Genomic DNA, 18,962 nt, shown 5'->3' on the forward strand with positions numbered 1-18,962 from the left:
CGCAATTTACTGAGGCGATTTCAGAACGCTCTGAGAAAGGGCCTCTAGCATCCGCTTCCATGACGATTGAGGTGGATTTGGCAGCGCCCCTGCGCCTTGCCGACCTGCGCGTCGCGGCAGGCCCGGTCACTGTCGTGATCGGCGACGAGGTGCGGAACCGCGTGGCGACCGGCCGCACGTTCCTCGGCAAGGCGCTCGGCGACGACCGGGCGATCTACGGCGCCACCACCGGCTTCGGGGCGCTGGTCGGCTACGCGGGCCGGGCCGACCAACGCGACCAGGCCGACAACACACTCGCCCACCTCGGGGCGGGCCAGGGCCCCGACCTGGCCCCGGATGTCGTACGCGCGACGCTACTGGTCCGCGCCTGGTCCCTGGCCCAGGGCGCGTCGGGGGTCTCGCCGCACGTGATCGACGCGCTCGCGGCCATGCTCGGCACCACGTTCACGCCGGCGATGCCCCGGCTCGGCTCGGTGGGAGCCAGCGGTGACCTGATCCCGCTCGGTGCCGCCGCCCAGGCGCTGCGCGGTCGCGGGCACGCCTACCTGGACGGCGTCCGGATGCCGGCCGGGGATGCCCTGGCGAAGGCCGGCCTGGAGCCGCTGCCGCTCGACGGCCGGGACGCCCTCGCGCTTGTCAACGGCACGTCGCTCACCACCGCGGCGCTGGCCCTCGCCCTGGGCCGGGTCCGTACCTCGCACCGCGTGGCGCAGACGCTGACCTGCCTGCTCGCCGACCTGCTCGGCTGCGATCCGCAGTTCCTCGATCCCGCCCTCCTCGCCGCCTACGCGCACCCAGGCGCCATCGAGGTCGGCGCCTCGATGCGGGCGACCTCCGCCGGCCTGCGCGGGTCCGGTACGAGACCGTTGCAGGAGCCGTACAGCATCCGCTGCGCGCCCCAGTTGCTCGGAGCGGCCGAGGACGCCCTGCGCTACGTCGACGGTGTCGTGGCGGCGGACCTCGGCGGGGTCAGCGACAACCCGTTGTTCTTCCCGGCCGACGACAAGGTCGTGCACGGCGGCAACTTCTTCGGCCAACCCGCCGCGTTCGCCGCCGACGTCCTGACCATGGTGATCGCCCAGGTCGGCAACCTCGCCGAGCGCCAACTCGACCTGCTCGTGGACCCCGGGCGCAACGGCGGACTGCCGCCGATGCTCGCGGCGGGGCCGGGCCAGCAGCACGGGCTGCAGGGCGTCCAGCTCGCGTCGACCGCGCTCATCGCCGAGATCAGGCGCGACTGCGTGCCCGCGAGCCTGCAGAGCCTCCCCACGAACCTGCACAACCAGGACGTCATCCCGCTCGGCACACAAGCCGCTCTCCGCGCACTGGACCAGGCGGAGCTGCTGCGCCTGATCACCGGCTCGCTCGGGCTCGGGCTGCGCCAGGCGGTGCACGTGGGGGCGCGCCGACCCACGGCGGCGGGCTGTGACCGCACCCTCCGGGCCCTGGAGGAGATCACCCCGATCGATCCGGACCGGCCGCTCGACTCCGACGTACGAAGGGCAGCCGCAATTCTGGAAGAGCTTGAAATCTCTCTGATTTCCACCTCGTACGGTGAGCGCCGTGACGCTTGATTACCTGATCATCGGGGCCGGTCCGGCCGGTCTTCAACTCGCCGCCCTGCTCGAGGCCGAGGGCAAGCGTGACTATCTGGTGTTGGAGGGCGCCGACGGGCCGGGGGCGTTCTTCGCCACCTATCCGCGGCACCGCCAACTCATCTCGATCAACAAACCGCGCACGGGCACCGACGACCCCGAGCTGAATCTGCGGCTCGACTGGAATTCGTTGCTCACCGACGACCCGGCACTGCTGTTCACGCAGTACACCGACCGGTACTTCCCGGACGCCGACGTGATGGTGCGATACCTCGCGGATTTCGCCGCGAAGACCGGCGTCAAGGTCAGGTACGGCACCCGGGTGACACGCGTCGCCAAGCACGACGACGTGTTCACAGTCGAGGCCGGCGACCGGCGCTGGGAGGCCCGCGCGGTGATCGTCGCCACCGGCGTCTCGAAGACGTACCAGCCGGACATTCCAGGATTCGACCTGGCCGAGGGGTACGACGTGATGAGCGTCGAGCCACGTGACTATCTCGACCAGAAGGTGCTGATCATCGGCAAGGGCAACTCCGCCTTCGAGACCGCCGAGAACCTCATGGAGACCACCACGCTGATCCACCTCGCGGGGCCCAGCTCGGTCCGGATGGCGTGGCGCACCCATTACGTCGGGCACCTGCGCGCGGTGAACAACAACTTCCTCGACACCTATCAGCTCAAGTCGGCGAACGCGATCCTCGACGGCAGCATCAAGAGCATCGAGCGCGACGGCACGGGCTACAAGGTCCGGTTCAGCTTCTCGCGGGCGAACGAGGTCGTGAAGGAACTGCACTACGACCGGGTGCTGGCGTGCACGGGATTCCGTTTCGACGACTCGATCTTCGACCCTTCGGCCCGGCCGCGGCTCGCGATCAGAGACCGGTTTCCGGCCCAGACCGAAGCGTGGGAGTCGGTGAACGTCCCGGGGCTGTTCTTCGCCGGGACCATCTCGCAGGAACGCGACTTCAAGAAGTCCACGAGCGGTTTCGTGCACGGTTTCCGCTACGCCGTACGCGCGCTGCACCGGATCCTCTCCCGCCGCTACGACGCCACGGAATGGCCGTCCGACCCGCTCGCCGTCGAGCCGGCGGCCCTGACCGCGGCCATCATCGCGCGGGTCAACCGCACCTCGGCCCTGTGGCAGCAGTTCGGGTTCCTCGCCGACGTGCTCACCGTCGCCGGATCCGAGGCCCGCTACCACGAGGAGGTGCCGGTGGACTACTTCGTGTCGACCGGCCTGCGCACCGCCGAGCACCACTACGACCAGGCGTTCGTGATCACCCTTGAGTACGGGCCCGACCACGACCAGGTCGACCCGTTCGACATCACCGTGACGCGGGTGGCCCAGGACGTCGTGGGGCAGGCGCACGACGCGGCGTACCTGCACCCGGTCGTCCGTTACCACCGGGAGGGCCAACTGGTCCGCACGCACCACCTCGCCGAGAACCTGGAGAACCAGTGGGACCGGCCGGAGGTCCACGTGCGACCGCTGCGGGAGTTTCTCAGTCGCTGCCTCTCCGGCGTCGAGGGCTGACATGGACCCGGTTCACCAGGACTTCTTCGAGGGTGGGGCCGGGCGGGAGCGCACCCTGGCCGCCAACGAGCGGGCCTTCGAGCGACGGTGGATCGTGCCCCGGGTGCTGCGGGCGACGGGCGAGCGGGACCTGCGGGCCACCGTGGCCGGCACGTCGCTCGCCGCGCCGGTCCTGGTCGCTCCGACGGCCTTTCACCGGCTCGCGCACCCCCACGGCGAGGCGGCTACCGCGCGGGGGGCCGCGGCGGCCGGCACGGCGATGGTGGTCAGCATGGCCGCCACCCAACCGGTCGAGGAGATCGCGGCGGCGGGTGGGACGCTGTGGTTCCAGCTGTATCCGCAACCCGACCTCGACTTCACCGAGTACGTGGTCAAGCGCGCCGAGTCGGCGGGCTGCCGCGCGCTCGTGGTGACAGTGGACTCCCCGGTGTTCGGGAGGCGCGAGCGTGACCTGCGCAACGGCTTCACGGACCTGCCGGCCGGCTACGCCTGCGAGAACATGCGCGACGCGACGGGCCGGGTGCGCCCGATCGCGATGGACGCGACGGCGGGCTGGGACCGGATCGCGTGGCTGCGCGGCGTCACGGGACTGCCGATCCTGCTCAAGGGCGTCCTGCATCCCGCGGATGCCCGCCTCGCCGTCGAGCACGGTGCCGCCGGTGTGGTCGTGTCCAACCACGGTGGACGACAGCTCGACGGGACGATTCCCACGCTCGACGCGCTGCCCGCGGTCGTGGCGGCAGTGGATGGGCAGATCCCGGTGCTGCTCGACGGGGGTGTGCGCCGCGGCGCCGACGTGCTGATCGCGCTGGCGCTCGGGGCGGGGGCGGTGCTGGTGGGGCGTCCGGTGGTGCGGGCGCTCGCGGCGGGCGGGGCGGTGGGCGTACGGGAGGCTCTCGAACGACTGACCACCGAGCTGGATCAGGCCCTCGCCCTGGCCGGAGCGCGGCGGCCGGCCGATCTGACGCCCGACCAGGTGGCGACCCGGTGAAGGCAGTTGTCGACCTCCGGGAGTGGATCTTCGAGCGGGTCAACGGGACCGAGGGCATTCCCGTCCCCGGCCCGCTGGTCGGGCCCGAGGACTTCGAGCGGGTCTACAGCGATCCGGCCGCCGACGGGCGCAGCCGCGGGGCCGGCCTGTCGGACCTCTTCTGGTACTGGCTCGCGCCCGGTCCGCAGATGCACCAGGAGCACCTCGAGCCCGGTGAGCGGTACCGGACCGTCGCGCGGACGACCCGGCGGGTGCTGGCCATCCCGCACGCCCGCTCCGACGAGCTGGCGACGGCCGCGACCCGGCGGATCCTCGACGCGCTCCCGGCCGGCCGGATCAGCCACGTGCGGCTCCGCGACCTGATGATGCCGATCTGGGCCGAGGTCTCGTACGAGCTGGTGTTCGGCGCGCCCTGCCCGCGCGACGTCCGCGATCTCGTCGTGGCGAACGCGGACGACGTGGTGACCGCCCTCAAGGGGATGGGTCTGCGGCACATGTCCCGGCGGCTTCGCCTCACCCGCTACCTGCTGGACCGGATCGAGGCGGGGACGTGCCCGGTCGTGCTGCCGCCGCCCTTCACCGCCCTGGAGACCGCCTGGTACCTCCAGGGCGCGTTCTTCAACACGGCTGTGGTGCAGATGTCGGAGGCCATGGCGCACATCCTGCTGTGCGCCGGGTCGGTCACGGACACGTCGGAGCTGTCGCTCGACCGGATCATCGACGAGACGCTCCGGGTCTACCCGCTCTTCGGCATCGCGCACCGGATCACCTCCGGACCCATCACGGTGGGCGATCACGTCCTCCCCACCGGAAGCGTGCTCCTGTTCAACTACCGGGCCTATCAGTGCACCGGTCCCGCCGCCGACGACGAGTTCAACCCGGACCGCTGGCTGTCGGTGCGCCGGCAGGACGCCCACTTCATCCCGTACGGCGTCACCGCCAACCGGGCCTGTCCGGCGCGCGGCTCGGCCCCCGTCCAACTGCGCGCGGTGACCCGGGAGGTGCTGCGGCGCTTCGCGGTCAGCTCGTCGGCGGCGCACACCCGCTCGCTGCCGAGTCGCGGTCCCGCGTACCTGACGCCCCGGGGTCTTCCCGGTCCCGGCCGCCACCGGCTCACCCTCATGCGGCAGCGCGACCGGGTCTTCGACGTGGGGCGCTCGGTCACGCAACTGGTCTGCGGCACCTGGATGGTCGTCGACGCCCGACGACAGAAGTTGTGCACCACTTTCTTCGAGGAGGCCAGCGCGTGACCCCCAGCGAACTCGCCCCGCGGTTCTTCATCGCGGTCGCGGTCATTCTGCTCTTCTGCAAGCTGGTCTCCTGGCTGCTCGGCAAGGTGGGCCAGCCTCCCGTCGTGAGCGAGATGCTCGCCGGGGTGCTGCTCGGCCCGTCGCTGCTCGGCCTGCTCTGGCCGGGCGCGCAGGCCGCGCTCTTTCCCACGCCGCTGCTGCCGATCCTGTACGTGGTGGGCCAGGTCGGCCTGGTGCTGTTCATGTTCCAGGCCGGGTACGCCTTCACCTCGCACCGGGTGACAGATCTGGCGGGCACGGCGGGAGCGGTGTCGCTCGCGGGTGTCACCGCGCCGCTGGTGCTGGGGATCCTGCTGGTCCTGGGCATGGCGGGCTTCGTACCGATCCGCGCGGACGGCGTGTCGCTCGGGGTGTCCGCGGCGTTTGTCGGCGTGGCGCTGGCGATCACGGCCTTCCCGATGCTCGCCCGGATCATCACCGAGCGCGGCCAGACCGGCACCCGCCACGGGTTGCTCGCCCTGGCCAGTGGCGCGATCGACGACATGGTCGCATGGATCATGCTGGCCGCGGTGCTGGCGTTCGCCTCGGGCTCCGCCGGCCCGGCCCTGGTCTGCGCGGGTGGCGCGCTGCTGTTCGGGGTGGCGCTGTGGCTGGGTGGGCGGCGGGTGACCGGCTTCGTCATGGGGCTCCCGGGGGATCGCGCGCGGCTGCTCGGCACTGTGGCGCTGCTCTTCCTTGTCGCCTGGTACACCGACGAGATCGGGCTCTACGCGGTCTTCGGCGCCTTCGCGGTCGGCGTGGTGATGCCGCGCTCCGCGCAGACCGACAAGGTGGTCGACACGCTGACGCCGATCGCCGCGACGGTGTTCCTGCCGCTGTTCTTCACCTACTCCGGCCTGCGCACCGAGTTCGCGCTGCTGGGCAACCTGGCCGTCCTCGGCTTCGCCGCCGCGTGCGTGGCCGTGGCGATCGTCGGCAAGTTCGGCGCCTGCTGGGCCGCGGCCCGGATGCGCGGCGAGCCGAACAGGGTCGCGCTGCGCGTCGGCGCCCTCATGAACGCCCGGGGCCTGATGCAGTTGATCGCCCTGAACGTGGGACTGGAGGCGGGCATCGTGAACCCGTCGCTGTTCACCGTGCTGGTGGTGGTCGCGCTCGTTACGACACTCATGACGACGCCCCTGCTCACCTGGATCGAGCGACGCGAGGCACGCGTTCCCACCCCTACACCGTCACTCGTGCCCGCCGGAACCCCGTAGAATGTTTGTTTGAGGAGACAAATTCTACAGACAACGATGCTCATCTATGTCACGATCATCGTATGACCCGACTCCTGCTCGTCGAGGACGACTCTGAGCTGCGCGGCATGGTGGCCGAGACGCTCACCGGCGAGGGATACGTCGTCGACCAGGCCCCCGACGGCCAGCGCGGCCTGCACCTCGGGCTCACCCGGCCGTACGACGTCATGGTGATCGACCGGCTCCTACCCGCCCTCGACGGACTGGACCTGGTCGTCCGCCTGCGCTCCCGCGCGGTGGTCGCCCGGGCGCTGCTGCTGACCGCGCTCGGCACCGTCGAGGACCGGATCGCCGGCCTCGACGCGGGCGCCGACGACTACCTGACGAAGCCCTTCGACCTGGACGAGTTGAGCGCCCGCATCCGAGCCCTCTGCCGCCGGACCAGCGAGTCCACCGAGGTGCTGCGGCTCGGGTCGGGCCAGCTCGACCTCTCCGTCCGCGACGCCGTCCTCCCCGACGGCACCCGAGTCGCCCTGTCCGCGCGCGAGTTCGAGCTGCTGCGGGTCCTCGCGGCCCGACCGCACACCGTCCACTCCCGCTCCGAGCTGCGCAGCCGGGTCTTCGACGAGGCGGCCGCGGCGTCGCTCGTCGACACGTACGTCTACTACCTGCGCCGCAAGCTCGGCCGCTCGATGATCCGGACCGTGCACGGCCTGGGCTACCGACTGGGCACCCTGTGAGCTTCGAGGACACCATGCTGCGCCGGGCCAGGGCCCGGGTCAGTCTGCTGGTCGGCCTCGCCATGACGGCGCTGCTCGCCCTGGGCGCCGCCATCTCCTACGCCGCGCTGCTGCGCAACCAACACGAGCAGATCGAACGAGAGCTCAACTACGGCGCGGTCCACGGCACCATCGCCGGGCCGCCGGGCTGTAGCTGGATCATCCTGTACGACGGCAGCCGCACCGACTCGGGCCGGAACCCGCCCCCTCCCGGCTTCCCGCTACGGTCCGCCATCGACGCGGTGGCCGTCGACCACCAGGTCCACAGCGACAAGGTCGAACGCAACGGCACCACCTACTACGTCCGCACCCAGCCCCGCGGCACGGGCGTCGTGCAAGCGGTGTTCGACGCCCGTTTCCAGCTCTCCGACCGGCGTCACCTGCTCGCCGCCTTCCTCCTCGCCGCGATCGTCGGTCTCGCCGCGGCAGTGCTCACGGGCATCACCGTGGGCCGGCGAGCCGTGGCGCCGCTCGCCGAGGCCCTCGGCCGGCAACGCCGGTTCGTCGCCGACGCCAGCCACGAGTTGCGCACCCCCATCGCCCAGGTCCACACCCGCGCCCAGATCCTGGCCCGCCGCGCCGGCGCCGACCACGCCGACTACGACCGCCTGATCGAGACCACCCGCCGCCTCGGCGAGATCGTCGACGAGCTCCTGCTCTCCGCCCGCCTCGCCGCCACACCGGCCGACCGGCAGCCCTCCGAGCCCGTCAACCTGGCCCTGCTCGCCGCGCAGGCCGTCGACTGCGAGGCCGACCGCGCCGCGGAGCAGGGCGTCCAGCTACACCTGACCGTCCCGGACACTCCGGTCCTCGTCCCCGGCATCGCCTCGGCCCTGCGCCGCATGGTCGGCGAGTTGCTCGCCAACGCCCTCACCCACACCCCGACCGGCGGCCGAATCGACGTCGCCCTGCGTACCTCCCGTCGCGGCGCGGACCTGGTGGTCACGGACAGCGGCGCCGGCTTCGACCCCGCCGACGCGGCACGCCTCTTCGACCGCTTCCACCGCGGCGCCGGAGCCAAGGACCGACGCTTCGGTCTCGGCCTGGCTCTCCTGCGCGAGGTGGTGACCAGCCACGGCGGCACGATCTCCACCGACAGCCGGCCGGGCGCCGGGGCGACCTTCACGGTCCGCCTACCGACGATTCCACCACGGGCCGCTGCGGGCTGACTCCGCGGATGCCTCAGCGCCCGCGCACTGTCCGGGTCGCAAGAGCGCTCAACGCCCATCGTCCACCGCGAGCGCGGCGCGGTTGCCGACGTAGCCCAGGTAGAGCAGGTAGGGCACGACCAGCACGGCGAGCACCAGAACCGCCGCGATCACCGGCGGATCACCGAAGGCCGCGCCGAGGAGGACCGGCAGCGGGGACAGGACGGCCAACAGGATCCCGGTCCGGTAGAGCGGGCGTTCGACCCGACGGTGTGCCGCGTACCAGTGCTCGGTCGACTTCATGGTCGCGGCGGTCCGTACCCCGGGGCTGCGGTACATGTTCACCGACGGCCGCAGGGAAGCCCTGGCGCTGAAGGCGACGAGCCATCCGAGAAGGGCGTAAACCACAGAAATGAATGCTCCGGCCAGCAACGTCCACCTCCTGATGCATCAGTGAACGTCATTGTACGATCTTTACCAAATGGGTGGTATTCGCGCCGCCGGGCGGGCCCGGTCCGACCAGGGCACCCCAAAAAACAGGGCCCACCGACTTCTGTCGGTGGACCCTTCGCGCTGACCTGCCAAACAAGGGTGGAGCCGAGGGGACTCGAACCCCTGACCCCCACACTGCCAGTGTGGTGCGCTACCAGCTGCGCCACGGCCCCTTGCTGTTGTCCCGGTCGCCCGGGCACTGGGAAACTATACACAGACGGGCCCGCATGGTCATCTCGCGGGGGTCCCCCGTCCGGGCCGGGTCAGTTGAGCGCGACGTCCGGCGGGAAGTGCGCGACCGCCGCCATCATCCCGCCCTGGCGGCGCAACACCATCGGCCACAGATCGTCGGGCCGGTCGACGAAGGCGTCACCGGGCAGCCCGTCCAGCACGAACCAGGAGCCGTCGGCGATCTCCTGCTCCAACTGGCCGCTGCCCCAGCCGGAGTAGCCGGCGAAGACCCGGATGCCCCCGATGCTCTCCCGCAACCGCTCCGGGTCGACCGAGAGGTCGATCGTGCCGACCGCGCCGGAGACCTGGTGGAAGCCCTTCAGCCGGCGCATGGGGTGCCGCATGCGGGCCAGGCAGATGGCCGAGTCGGGCTGCACCGGACCGCCCTCGAAGAGCACCGCCGGGTAGCGGGCCAGGTCGCTCCAGTCACCGAGCACCTCGGCGACCGGCACCTCGGTGGCCCGGTTCAGCACCACGCCGAGCGCGCCGCCCGGCTCGTGGGCGACAAGCAGCACCACCGTACGGTCGAAGTTCGGGTCCTTGAGCGCCGGAGTCGCGACCAGTAGCCGCCCGGTCATCGACTCCATCGCTCGTCCGCCGATCGCCTGACCCTCTCCCTGCATCCCACACACCCGTCAACCGTGAGCCCGCGCCGCGGATCGGCCATCTGCCGGATCCGCCCGGTGCATCGAGATCAGCCGTGCTGTCAACGCCATGCCTGGCACCATAGCCTGCGTCCCGGGTGCTGGCTAAGGGCTGACCGGCAGGTGAGCTGACAGTTAAGACAGCTCGCTGTTCGCGCCCATGCCCTGACCAGGCACGGGCGCGGCTGGCCGGAGGAGCCCGCGGGAAACAGCCGAAAGGTCCGTCACATCCCGATAGATTCGGCTGATCGGGAGGGACGACTGCTGTCGTCCCTCCCGCGACACGGAGGCGGGTGGCGATGGCAACGGTCCGGGACGCGACGTACGACGTGCTCCGCACCCTCGGCATGACCACCGTCTTCGGCAACCCGGGCTCGACGGAGGAGCCGTTCCTGCAGAACTTCCCCGCCGACTTCCACTACGTCCACGCGCTCCAGGAGGCGACGGCTGTCGCGATGGCCGACGGCTACGCCCAGGCCAACGGGACAGCCGCCCACGTCAACCTGCACACCGCCCCGGGCACCGGCAACGGCATGGGCAACCTGGTCACCGCCTGGCACAACAAGACGCCGCTGATCGTCACGGCCGGCCAGCAGACCCGGGAGATGCTGCTGCTCGAACCCCGACTGGCCAGCCGCCGGCCCACCGAGCTGCCACAGCCGTACGTCAAGTGGGCCTACGAGCCGGCCCGGGCGCAGGACATCCCCGCGGCGGTGCTGCGGGCGTACGCGACGGCGGTGCAGCCACCGGCCGGGCCGGTCTTCCTCTCCCTGCCGATGGACGACTGGGCCCAGCCGGCCGACCCGCTGCCCGCGCCGCGAACGGTGGCCACCCGGTTCGCGCCGGACCCGCAACGGCTCGACGAGTTCGCCCGGGTCCTGGCCGGCAGCGACAACCCCGTGCTGGTGTACGGGCCGGGGGTGGACCGCTCCGGTAGCTGGCCGACCGCCGTCGCGCTCGCCGAGCGACTGGCCGCACCGGTCTGGTCGGCTCCCGCACCCGAACGCGCCGTGTTCCCGGAGGACCACCCGCACTTTCGCGGGGTGCTCCCGTACGCGATCGGTCCGCTCGCCGAGGCGCTGCGCGGCCACGACACCGTGCTCGTCGTCGGCGCTCCGGTGTTCCGCTACTACCCCTACGTGCCGGGGGGCCACCTACCGGACGGCGCCCGGCTGCTGCACGTCACCGACGACCCCGACGAGGCCGCGCGCGCACCGGTCGGGGACAGCCTGCTCGGCGACCCGGGGCTGACCCTCGCCGCGCTGCTGGACCGGGTGCCGCCGGCCGACCGGCCACCGCCCGCACCCCGGGACGCACCGACCCGGCCGGAGATCACCTCCCCGCTGAGCGCCGACGCCCTGTTCGCCGGGCTGGCCGCGCACTGGCCGGCGGACGGCGTGCTGGTGCAGGAGTCACCGTCCAATCTGTCCGCACTGCGCCGGCAGTTGCGGATCAGCCGCCCGGCGTCGTACTTCACGATGGCCAGCGGCGGCCTCGGCTACGGCCTGCCGGCCGCGGTCGGGGTGGCGCTCGCCGAGCGGGACACCGGGCGCGGTCGTCCGGTGGTGGCGGTCATCGGCGACGGCTCGTTCCACTACTCCGTGCAGGCGCTGTGGACCGCCGCGCGTCTCGCACTGCCGCTCGTGGTCGTCGTCCCGGTCAATCAGCAGTACGCGATCCTGAAGGCGTTCGCCGAGCTGAAGGACACTCCCGGGGTGCCCGGCCTGGACCTGCCGGGGTTGGACATCGTCGCGATCGCCGCCGGCTACGGCTGCTTCACCGAGGTGGTTCAGACGCCCGATGAGCTCGGCGCGGCGCTCGCCACCGGGCTGGGTGCCGAAGGGCCGACAGTGCTGCCGGTGCCGATCAGCACCGACGTGCCCAGCATCCTCTGAACCGGCCCGTCGGCTCCGGTGCCGCCCGGTCAGCGTGGGGCGATCGACAGGGGTGCTCCGGTGGCGACATCCAGGACCGGCCGGGCGCCCAGCGGCGCGCCCAGGGTGACGGCGACCGGTTCCAGCTTGAGCACGGCGATGCATTCGCCGGTGGCCCGGGTGACGCTGCCGCCGACCACCACGACGTCCGGCCGTTCCCACACCAGCGGCGTGATGCCGGTGTCGCAGGCGCCGACGCCGAGCCGCACGGTCATCCGGGCATCGTCGACCGCCTGGATGTTCTGGGCGCCCACCAGACCGTCGGCCAGCGGACGGGCCGGTGCGGAGGGTTCGGGAACGGGCGTGACCGCGGTCGGCGCGACGGCGAGCCGGGCCACCGGGGTGGCCAGTTCCTTGATGGTGAACAGCCAGGCCGGGACCTGCGCCGTACCCCGGCTCGTGCGGACCGGCACGGCACCGAACGTGACAGCGGTGACGGTGAGCGAGAGACAGGCCGTCTGCGTCGCACTGCTTGTGGCCCATCCGTCCGGCCCTGGTTCGACTGTGGGGCCGCCGGGGGTCGGCCGGCCGGTCCGCTTGGGTCGCCCCGGGCAGGGCAGCGGATCACCCTGGTCCAGTTGCCGGTACGCCTCGGCGGCGCTGACCAGCGGCAGCGTCAGCCGTCCGTCCGGGAAGCGGATCTCGGCGCCGACCCGGGTTGGCGGTATCGCGACAGACGCCCGGTACCACCCGGCCAGGTAGGCGGCCTCGGTGTCGGGGGTGAAGCGCGGGTCACCGGTGAGCACGGTGGGCCCCTCCAGCGGGACGTACCCCGTGCTCCAGTCGGGGCCGGGTCGCCACGCCCCGGCCACCTCCGCGGCCCGCTTCTCGAACGCCTGCGCGTGGGACGACGGGCTGCGGGGTCCGCCGGCCGGATCCGCGACGGGCGCGGCGCAGCCCGCCGTGAACAGCAACGGGAGTACGAGCAGCAGGGCTGGTCGACGCATGTACGGTTCGACGCCACCGCCGACCCCCCGGTTCCCGGTCGACTGCTCAGGTTTCGCCGCCCAGGTCCGTCTGGTACGCCTCCCAGAGCAGGTCGGCGCCGCGCCGCCGATGCCGCGCCAACCTCCGCAGCAGGTGCCCGGCCCGGTGCCGCAGCTCGTCGGGATCGACCTCGGGCCGCTCGGCGACCCGCTGGACGGCGAGGATCGCCGCGATGATCCCCGCGTGCTCCCGGGTCAGCACCCGCACCCCGTGGTGCAGCCGTGGCGACTGGGTGAGCAACTCCCGGTAGAGGCCACCCGGGCCCTCGGTGGCGCGGACGTGTTCGGCGAACCCGTGCCCCACCGGACGCAGCCGGTGCAGGATCTCTTCCCGCCAGCGCGGCTCGGTGGGGGGCACGGTGACGGCGCGGCCGAACGCGTGGACGTCTCCGGCCAGCCCGGCCGGGCGTGGCTCACCGGGCAGCCCGATGGGGTGGTGCGGTGCGGCGGACGGCCGGGCGACGAGTGACGACTGCTGGACCGGACCGGTGACCATGGCACCTCCCGCGCTGTGCTGCTACCCCATACCGCGATGGTGAGCCCGCCCGGCCGGGCCTGTAAAGGCCCCGGGGGATGCTCATCTGCCCCATCGGTCTCAGGAGTCCCGCACGTCCCAGTGGGAGCGGATACCGCGGCTCAGCCGAGCTGGGGGTGCTCCGCGAGGCGGCGCAGTTGGCGGGCGACGGCGTGCGCGTCGCCGTCCCGACCGTCGACGGGACGGCCCGTCGTGATCGCGTCGGCCAGCGCGCGCAACTCGGACGGGGGGAGGCTGGTCAGCCCCATTCCCTGCAACGGGACGGTGACTCGCCGTCCTTCCGGGTGGTCGGTCGCGATGATGGCGGGCGCCCGTCGCCGATCCGCCGGAAAGTCGTCCGCTGCCTCCCGATCCGACAGCGCCGCGGCGTCGATCCGGGCGGTGGCGAGGTCGACGCGGCGGGTCCGAAGCGCGCCCCGGACCCGGACGTGGCTGCCGTCCAGCCAGGCGGCCGTGCGGAGCACCCGCAGCACGAGGTAGATGCCGAGCAGGACGAACGGCAGGCCGCAGAGCCCGATGAACGGGCTCGGTCCGGCCTGTTCCGCGCCGCCGTCCCGCAGCGCGGGTGGCAGCATCCCCGGCGGCAGGTCGCGGGCCTCCTCATAGGAGGAGAACGGGTCACCCGGGCCGGACAGCCGGCCCAGCACGCCGCCGGCGATCAGCGGCAGCACCACGAATGCCGACGCGACGGCGGTGATGAAGACGCCCACCACCACCGCCCACGTGCGCTGCGCGGGTGAGGCACCCACCGACAGGCGCAGCTCCTGGTTCGTCACAGGGGGCAGCGTAGGCGAACCCGCGTACACGACGAAGCGCCCCGGCTGGTGGGCCGGGGCGCTTCGCTCGAGGTGGTGGAGGTGCCGGGAATCGAACCCGGGTCCTTCGCCGGTTTGTCAGGGCTTCTCCGAGCGCAGCTCGCTGTGCCTCTACTCGGCCCCACCGCTCACGCGAGCAAGTTGGTGTGACGGGCCCAGTCGCTGATTAATCTCGCCGCACGGACCCCGCGACCGGGTCCGGTTGGCCAGCCTCCTAGCTGATGCCGGCTACTGGGACGAAGGCGTTCCCAGACCGACAGACTTAGCTACTCGCCTCAGGCGGCGAGAGCGAAGTCAGCGCGATTGTTATTGGCGCTTATAAAGTTCCGACGACCGATTCTCGAGACGACGTCGGCTTCCTCGGCTCGCTTCCCCTGTCGCTGCGTACGAAGTCGAAACCAGTCACCCCCTCGACAGGCCACCGATGTGGCGGCACTGACAAGACTAACGCCTCCCGCAACAGCTTTCATCCCGAGCCCCGGGCCGGCACGCCGACCCGGACGAAAAGGATGAACTAGTCGTCCATTCCCTTGCCGCGTCGACCCGACACCCGGGCGATCTCCCGGTCCGCGTCCCGCTTGGCGAGGTCCTGGCGCTTGTCGTACGACTTCTTGCCCTTGGCCAGGGCGATCTCGACCTTGGCCCAGCCGTCGGAGAAGTAGACCTGCAACGGAACGATCGTCAGACCACCCTCGCGGGTCTTGCCGACGAGCTTGTCGATCTCGACCCGGTTGAGCAACAGCTTGCGGGTACGCCGGGGCTCATGGTTGGTCCAGGTGCCCTGCGTGTACTCCGGGATGTGCATGGCGTGCAGGAACAGCTCGCCGTCCCGCTCCTGGGCGAACGCGTCGACAAGCGACGCCCGCCCCGCCCGCAGCGACTTGACCTCGGTCCCGGTCAACGCCATGCCGGCCTCGTACGTGTCGAGGATGGCGTAGTCGTGGCGTGCCTTCTTGTTGGAGGCGACCACCTTGCGCCCCTTTTCCCGTGGCATCGGTGCCACCCCCTCTCCTCCGCTGCCCGCGCGCCGAACTCACCTCGGCCGGACAACCGATCATGCTACCCGAATCACAAGGACCCTCCCGCGCCGTTTATTTCCGGCGGCGAGAGGGTCCTTGAGGAGACGGGACGACCCTAGACCCGCAGGTAGAAGCGCAGGGTGATCCAGGCGGTGCCCGCGCTGATCAGGCCACCGACGCCGGCCATCAGCGGGAAGATGACGAGGATGTCGCCCCACGAGATCGGGGAGAGCAGGCCCTGCAGCGCGCTCAACGAGCGGTCGAAGAGCAGATACTTCGCCGCGACCAATGCCACCAGGCCGAGCAGCGAGCCGATCAGACCGGCGACCACGGCCTCCAGCACGAACGGCGCCTGGATGAACCAGTTGGACGCGCCGACCAGCTTCATGACCGCCACCTCACGCCGCTTGCTGTACGCGGCGACCTGGATGGTGTTCGCGACCAGCAGCAGGGCGGCGATCGCCATCACGATGGCGGCAGCCAGGGCGATGTTCTGGATCGAGGTGAGGATGTCGAAGATCTTGTCGAGCAGTCGACTCTGGTCGATGATCTCGTCGACACCCGCGCTGTTCTTGTACTGCTCGTAGATGTCCCGGTACTGCTCCGGGTTGTTGAGCGTGAGCCGGAACGACTCGGGCAGCTGGTCGGGCTTGACCACGTTGACCAGGTCGGGCGCGTCCTGGTACATGACCTTGAACTTCTTGTACGCCTCGTCCTTGTTGACGTAGACGACATCCTTGACCAGGGGGTCGCTGTCGAGCTTGGCGTTGAGGTCGGTGCGCTCCTGCTCGCTCACTTCCTGCTTCAAGAAGATCGAGACTTGGATGTTCTTGTAGTAGGTGACCTTCATGTCGTCGACCTGGCGGTACATGAGACCGCTGGCGCCGAGCATGGTCAGCGAGACCGCCATCGTGATGATCATCGCGATGGACATGGTCACGTTGCGCCACAGTCCGACCAGTACCTCGGACAGGACGTATTTCACGCGCATCGGGATTTCCTCCGGGTCTCCGGCATGAAGTGTTCGTCGTCAGGCTGCGCAGGGGTGGAGAGCCGGCTCACCCGTAAACGCCGCGGGCCTGGTCACGCACGATACGACCGCTCTCGATCTCGACGACGCGGCGGCGCATCTGGTTGACGATGTTGGAGTCGTGGGTGACCATCACGACGGTCGTGCCGGTGCGGTTGATCCGGTCCAGCAGGCGCATGATCTCGATCGAGGTGTCCGGGTCCAGGTTTCCGGTGGGCTCGTCCGCCAGCAGGATCAGCGGACGGTTCACGAACGCCCGAGCGACGGCGACCCGCTGCTGCTCACCACCGGAGAGCTCGTGCGGGTAGCGGTGCTCCTTGCCACCGAGCCCGACCAGCTCCAGCACCTCCGGCACGACCCGGCGGGCAACCGCCTTGGTCTTGCCGATCACCTCGAGGGCGAACGCCACGTTCTCGTACGCGGTGCGGTTCGGCAGCAGCCGGAAGTCCTGGAAGACACAGCCGATCGAGCGCCGGAAGTGGGGTCGCTTCCAGGAACGCATCGACGTGACGTCCTTGCCGTTGACGACGACGCGGCCCTTGTTGGGGGCGACCTCGTGCAGCAGCATCTTGATGATTGTGGACTTGCCGGAGCCGGATGGACCGATGAAGAAGACGAACTCGCCCTTCTCGATCGAGACGGACACGTTGTCGAGCGAAGGCCGGGACGCCTTCGGGTACGTCTTCGTCACTTGCTCAAGCTGAATCACGGGTGGTGAGTCTACGCGGTGTAACAACTGAGCCAAGCCCCACGCCCCGCCGATCCGGCACGAGTCGTCGAATCAGGCCTCTACCTGGAGATCGACGACGCGTTCCGCCCGCGTGTCGTTACGCTCCGTCGCCGGCGAGTTGCCGCTGCTTACGCCAACGGATGCCGGCCTCGATGAAACCGTCCAGATCGCCGTCGAACACCGCGCTCGGATTGCCGGTCTCCTGCTCGGTTCGGAGATCCTTCACCATCTGATACGGGTGCAGGACGTAGGAGCGCATCTGGTCGCCCCACGAACCGGCGGCGTTCTCCTTGAGCCCCTCGAGCTTGGCCTGCTCCTCCTGGCGCTTGCGCTCCAGCAGCCGGGCCTGGAGCACCCGCAGCGCGGAGGCCTTGTTCTGCAGTTGGGACTTCTCGTTCTGACAGGTGACCACGATGCCGGTCGGGACGTGGGTCAACCGGACCGCCGAGTCGGTGGTGTTGACGCTCTGCCCACCGGGACCGGAGGAACGGTAGACGTCGACGCGTACCTCGTTCTCCGGGATGTCGATGTGGTCGGTCTGCTCGGTGACCGGCAGGACCTCGACGCCCGCGAAGCTGGTCTGCCGGCGGCCCTGGTTGTCGAACGGGCTGATCCGGACCAACCGGTGGGTGCCGGACTCGACGCTGAGCGTGCCGTACGCGTAGGGCACCTTGACCGCGAAGGTGGCCGACTTCAGACCCGCCTCCTCGGCGTAGGAGGTCTCGTAGACCTCGGTCGGGTAGCCGTGCCGCTCCGCCCAGCGCAGGTACATCCGCAGCAGCATCTCGGCGAAGTCCGCGGCGTCCACGCCACCGGCGCCCGCGCGGATGGCGATCAACGCCTCCCGGGAGTCGTACTCGCCGGAGAGCAGGGTGCGGACCTCCATCTCCTGGATGGCCTTCGTCAACCCGGTGATCTCCGACTCGACCTCGGTCAGCACGCCCGGGTCGGCCTCGGCCTCGGCCAGCTCCAACAGCACCTGGGCGTCGTCGAGGCCGGACCGGAGGCTGCCCAGCTTGCTGATCTCGCCGTTGACGTACGACAGCTGCGAGGTCACCTGCTGAGCCTTGGCCTGGTCGTCCCACAGGTCGGGGGCCGAGGCCTCCTGCTCCAGGCGCGCCTTGTCCTCGTAGAGTCGGTCGAGGTTGAGGACGGCCTCGATGTTTCGCAGGGTCGCGTCGAGTTCCTTGAGCTGTTCGGCGTAATCGGCAGCGGTCACGACAGGTAAGCGTACTGCGCGAACGACGATTGAGCTTGCGAGCCCCGCGGTCCGGCGCGAAAGCGACACTCCGCCACCCCGCGCCGAGCAGCACGGACCCGCCGGGCGACGCGGGCGGAGATCACCCGACCGGAGCGGTCTTCAACCAGGACAGGGCAGCCCGGTGATAGGCGACGGCGAACTCCAGCGCGCTGGCGTCGTACGTCTCCCCATCCCGTTTGGCGTTCTTCACCTGCTCGCGGACCTGGGCGAGGGCCTCGGTGTGGTATCCGTTGGCCGAGGCGTACAGGCCCTTCAGCTGGCTGGCGGAGTGCAGGTTGCCGAACGCCATCCGCAGCGCTATCGGGTTGCGGATGGTGTCCCGCCCCGGATTCTCGGCCAACCAGCGGGAAAATGTCCGTTTCCCGCTGGCGGTGAGCGCGTACGGCTGGCTCATCCGCGGCCCCGGCTTCCCGAGCCGCACGAAACCCCGCTCGGCCAGCACCGGCAACTCGCGGTAGACCTGACTGCGCGTCATCGACCAGTACGGCGCCAGACGGCGCTCAGCAGCGGCCATCAACTGACCACCTGTCATCGGGCCCTCGTGGAGGAGGCCGAGCAGGGCCGCCGCCGTAGGGTTGACTCCGGAATCCGCCATGCCCCCTACGCTGCCACTTTGCGCACCCGGCGTCCAGGATTTGCCGGTTTGCCACCCAACAGGACTTCCTAAGTGCACTGTCGGCGGCAGACTGTCCGTTGAGGACTATCGATGGATCGCGGCCCCGGCCGACCCACCGGCGGCGGCGCGCGCCGCCG

18 protein-coding genes, 1 tRNA gene and 1 other RNA gene are annotated in these 18,962 nt (G+C 70.6%); 8 read left to right on the forward strand and 12 right to left on the reverse strand.

What is annotated here, in order from left to right; genetic code table 11:
- The first annotated feature begins 59 nt into the window (after nt 1-59).
- The 7 genes from ACLQ29_RS01050 (at nt 60) to ACLQ29_RS01080 (ending at nt 8,553) form a co-directional block, all read left to right on the forward strand.
- Complete coding sequence (locus ACLQ29_RS01050; protein WP_425769792.1) at nt 60-1,574, forward strand: aromatic amino acid ammonia-lyase; 1,515 nt, start codon at nt 60-62, stop codon at nt 1,572-1,574.
- Entirely contained in the window at nt 1,564-3,129 is a 1,566-nt protein-coding gene (locus tag ACLQ29_RS01055) for an FAD-dependent oxidoreductase (RefSeq protein WP_425769793.1), read from the forward strand. Before ACLQ29_RS01050 ends, ACLQ29_RS01055 begins: the two co-directional genes overlap by 11 nt.
- 1 nt (nt 3,130) lies before the next feature.
- Nucleotides 3,131-4,120 carry an alpha-hydroxy acid oxidase gene (locus ACLQ29_RS01060; protein WP_425769794.1) on the forward strand — a complete coding sequence of 330 codons (990 nt, stop codon included), beginning with the start codon at nt 3,131-3,133 and terminating at the stop codon, nt 4,118-4,120.
- A complete protein-coding gene (locus ACLQ29_RS01065) occupies nt 4,117-5,370 on the forward strand; it encodes a cytochrome P450 (RefSeq protein ID WP_425769795.1) in 1,254 nt (417 codons plus the stop codon). Before ACLQ29_RS01060 ends, ACLQ29_RS01065 begins: the two co-directional genes overlap by 4 nt.
- Nucleotides 5,367-6,626 carry a cation:proton antiporter gene (locus ACLQ29_RS01070; protein WP_425769796.1) on the forward strand — a complete coding sequence of 420 codons (1,260 nt, stop codon included), beginning with the start codon at nt 5,367-5,369 and terminating at the stop codon, nt 6,624-6,626. The genes ACLQ29_RS01065 and ACLQ29_RS01070 overlap by 4 nt, the downstream gene beginning before the upstream one ends.
- 62 nt (nt 6,627-6,688) lie before the next feature.
- A complete protein-coding gene (locus ACLQ29_RS01075; protein WP_425769798.1) occupies nt 6,689-7,345 on the forward strand; it encodes a response regulator transcription factor in 657 nt (218 codons plus the stop codon).
- The gene (locus ACLQ29_RS01080) at nt 7,342-8,553 is read left to right on the forward strand and encodes a sensor histidine kinase (RefSeq protein ID WP_425769799.1); all 1,212 of its coding nucleotides are present in this window, start codon (nt 7,342-7,344) and stop codon (nt 8,551-8,553) included. The genes ACLQ29_RS01075 and ACLQ29_RS01080 overlap by 4 nt, the downstream gene beginning before the upstream one ends.
- A gap of 48 nt (nt 8,554-8,601) precedes the next feature.
- On the opposite strand, the gene ACLQ29_RS01085 is transcribed toward ACLQ29_RS01080, so the two are convergent.
- From ACLQ29_RS01085 to ACLQ29_RS01095, 3 genes are all read right to left on the reverse strand, one after another.
- Nucleotides 8,602-8,940: an SdpI family protein gene (locus tag ACLQ29_RS01085; RefSeq protein ID WP_425769800.1), complete on the reverse strand. Its 339-nt coding sequence runs from the start codon at nt 8,938-8,940 to the stop codon at nt 8,602-8,604.
- A 184-nt stretch (nt 8,941-9,124) separates the two neighbouring features.
- Nucleotides 9,125-9,197 (reverse strand) — tRNA-Ala (locus tag ACLQ29_RS01090).
- A 90-nt stretch (nt 9,198-9,287) separates the two neighbouring features.
- Nucleotides 9,288-9,878, reverse strand: coding sequence for a YqgE/AlgH family protein (locus tag ACLQ29_RS01095; RefSeq protein ID WP_357098712.1), 591 nt, complete (start codon nt 9,876-9,878; stop codon nt 9,288-9,290).
- Between the two features lie 320 nt (nt 9,879-10,198).
- Between ACLQ29_RS01095 and mdlC the strand changes: the two genes are divergently transcribed.
- The gene (mdlC, locus tag ACLQ29_RS01100; RefSeq protein ID WP_425769801.1) at nt 10,199-11,794 is read left to right on the forward strand and encodes a benzoylformate decarboxylase; all 1,596 of its coding nucleotides are present in this window, start codon (nt 10,199-10,201) and stop codon (nt 11,792-11,794) included.
- A gap of 29 nt (nt 11,795-11,823) precedes the next feature.
- Here the strand turns inward: mdlC and ACLQ29_RS01105 are convergent, their stop codons facing one another.
- The 9 genes from ACLQ29_RS01105 to ACLQ29_RS01145 all read right to left on the reverse strand — a co-directional run bounded on the left by ACLQ29_RS01105 (nt 11,824) and on the right by ACLQ29_RS01145 (nt 18,804).
- Entirely contained in the window at nt 11,824-12,780 is a 957-nt protein-coding gene (locus tag ACLQ29_RS01105) for a hypothetical protein (protein WP_425769802.1), read from the reverse strand.
- Between the two features lie 46 nt (nt 12,781-12,826).
- Nucleotides 12,827-13,315 carry a hypothetical protein gene (locus ACLQ29_RS01110; protein ID WP_393366716.1) on the reverse strand — a complete coding sequence of 163 codons (489 nt, stop codon included), beginning with the start codon at nt 13,313-13,315 and terminating at the stop codon, nt 12,827-12,829.
- A gap of 140 nt (nt 13,316-13,455) precedes the next feature.
- Nucleotides 13,456-14,130, reverse strand: a complete 675-nt coding sequence (locus ACLQ29_RS01115) for a hypothetical protein (RefSeq protein WP_425769803.1) — start codon at nt 14,128-14,130, stop codon at nt 13,456-13,458.
- A 73-nt stretch (nt 14,131-14,203) separates the two neighbouring features.
- Nucleotides 14,204-14,579: a transfer-messenger RNA gene (gene ssrA / locus ACLQ29_RS01120) on the reverse strand.
- A gap of 104 nt (nt 14,580-14,683) precedes the next feature.
- Nucleotides 14,684-15,163 (reverse strand): SsrA-binding protein SmpB, encoded by a 480-nt coding sequence (gene smpB / locus ACLQ29_RS01125; RefSeq protein ID WP_393366712.1) that lies wholly within the window; start codon nt 15,161-15,163, stop codon nt 14,684-14,686.
- 140 nt (nt 15,164-15,303) lie between these two features.
- The gene (ftsX, locus tag ACLQ29_RS01130; protein WP_425769804.1) at nt 15,304-16,179 is read right to left on the reverse strand and encodes a permease-like cell division protein FtsX; all 876 of its coding nucleotides are present in this window, start codon (nt 16,177-16,179) and stop codon (nt 15,304-15,306) included.
- A gap of 67 nt (nt 16,180-16,246) precedes the next feature.
- Nucleotides 16,247-16,927, reverse strand: a complete 681-nt coding sequence (gene ftsE, locus ACLQ29_RS01135) for a cell division ATP-binding protein FtsE (protein ID WP_030331491.1) — start codon at nt 16,925-16,927, stop codon at nt 16,247-16,249.
- Between the two features lie 118 nt (nt 16,928-17,045).
- Nucleotides 17,046-18,167 carry a peptide chain release factor 2 gene (prfB, locus tag ACLQ29_RS01140; RefSeq protein ID WP_425769805.1) on the reverse strand — a complete coding sequence of 374 codons (1,122 nt, stop codon included), beginning with the start codon at nt 18,165-18,167 and terminating at the stop codon, nt 17,046-17,048.
- Between the two features lie 121 nt (nt 18,168-18,288).
- Nucleotides 18,289-18,804: a PadR family transcriptional regulator gene (locus ACLQ29_RS01145; protein WP_425769806.1), complete on the reverse strand. Its 516-nt coding sequence runs from the start codon at nt 18,802-18,804 to the stop codon at nt 18,289-18,291.
- Nucleotides 18,805-18,962 lie beyond the last annotated feature (158 nt).

The sequence above is a fragment of the Micromonospora sp. DT228 genome, from assembly GCF_049841595.1.
Classification (GTDB): domain Bacteria; phylum Actinomycetota; class Actinomycetes; order Mycobacteriales; family Micromonosporaceae; genus Micromonospora.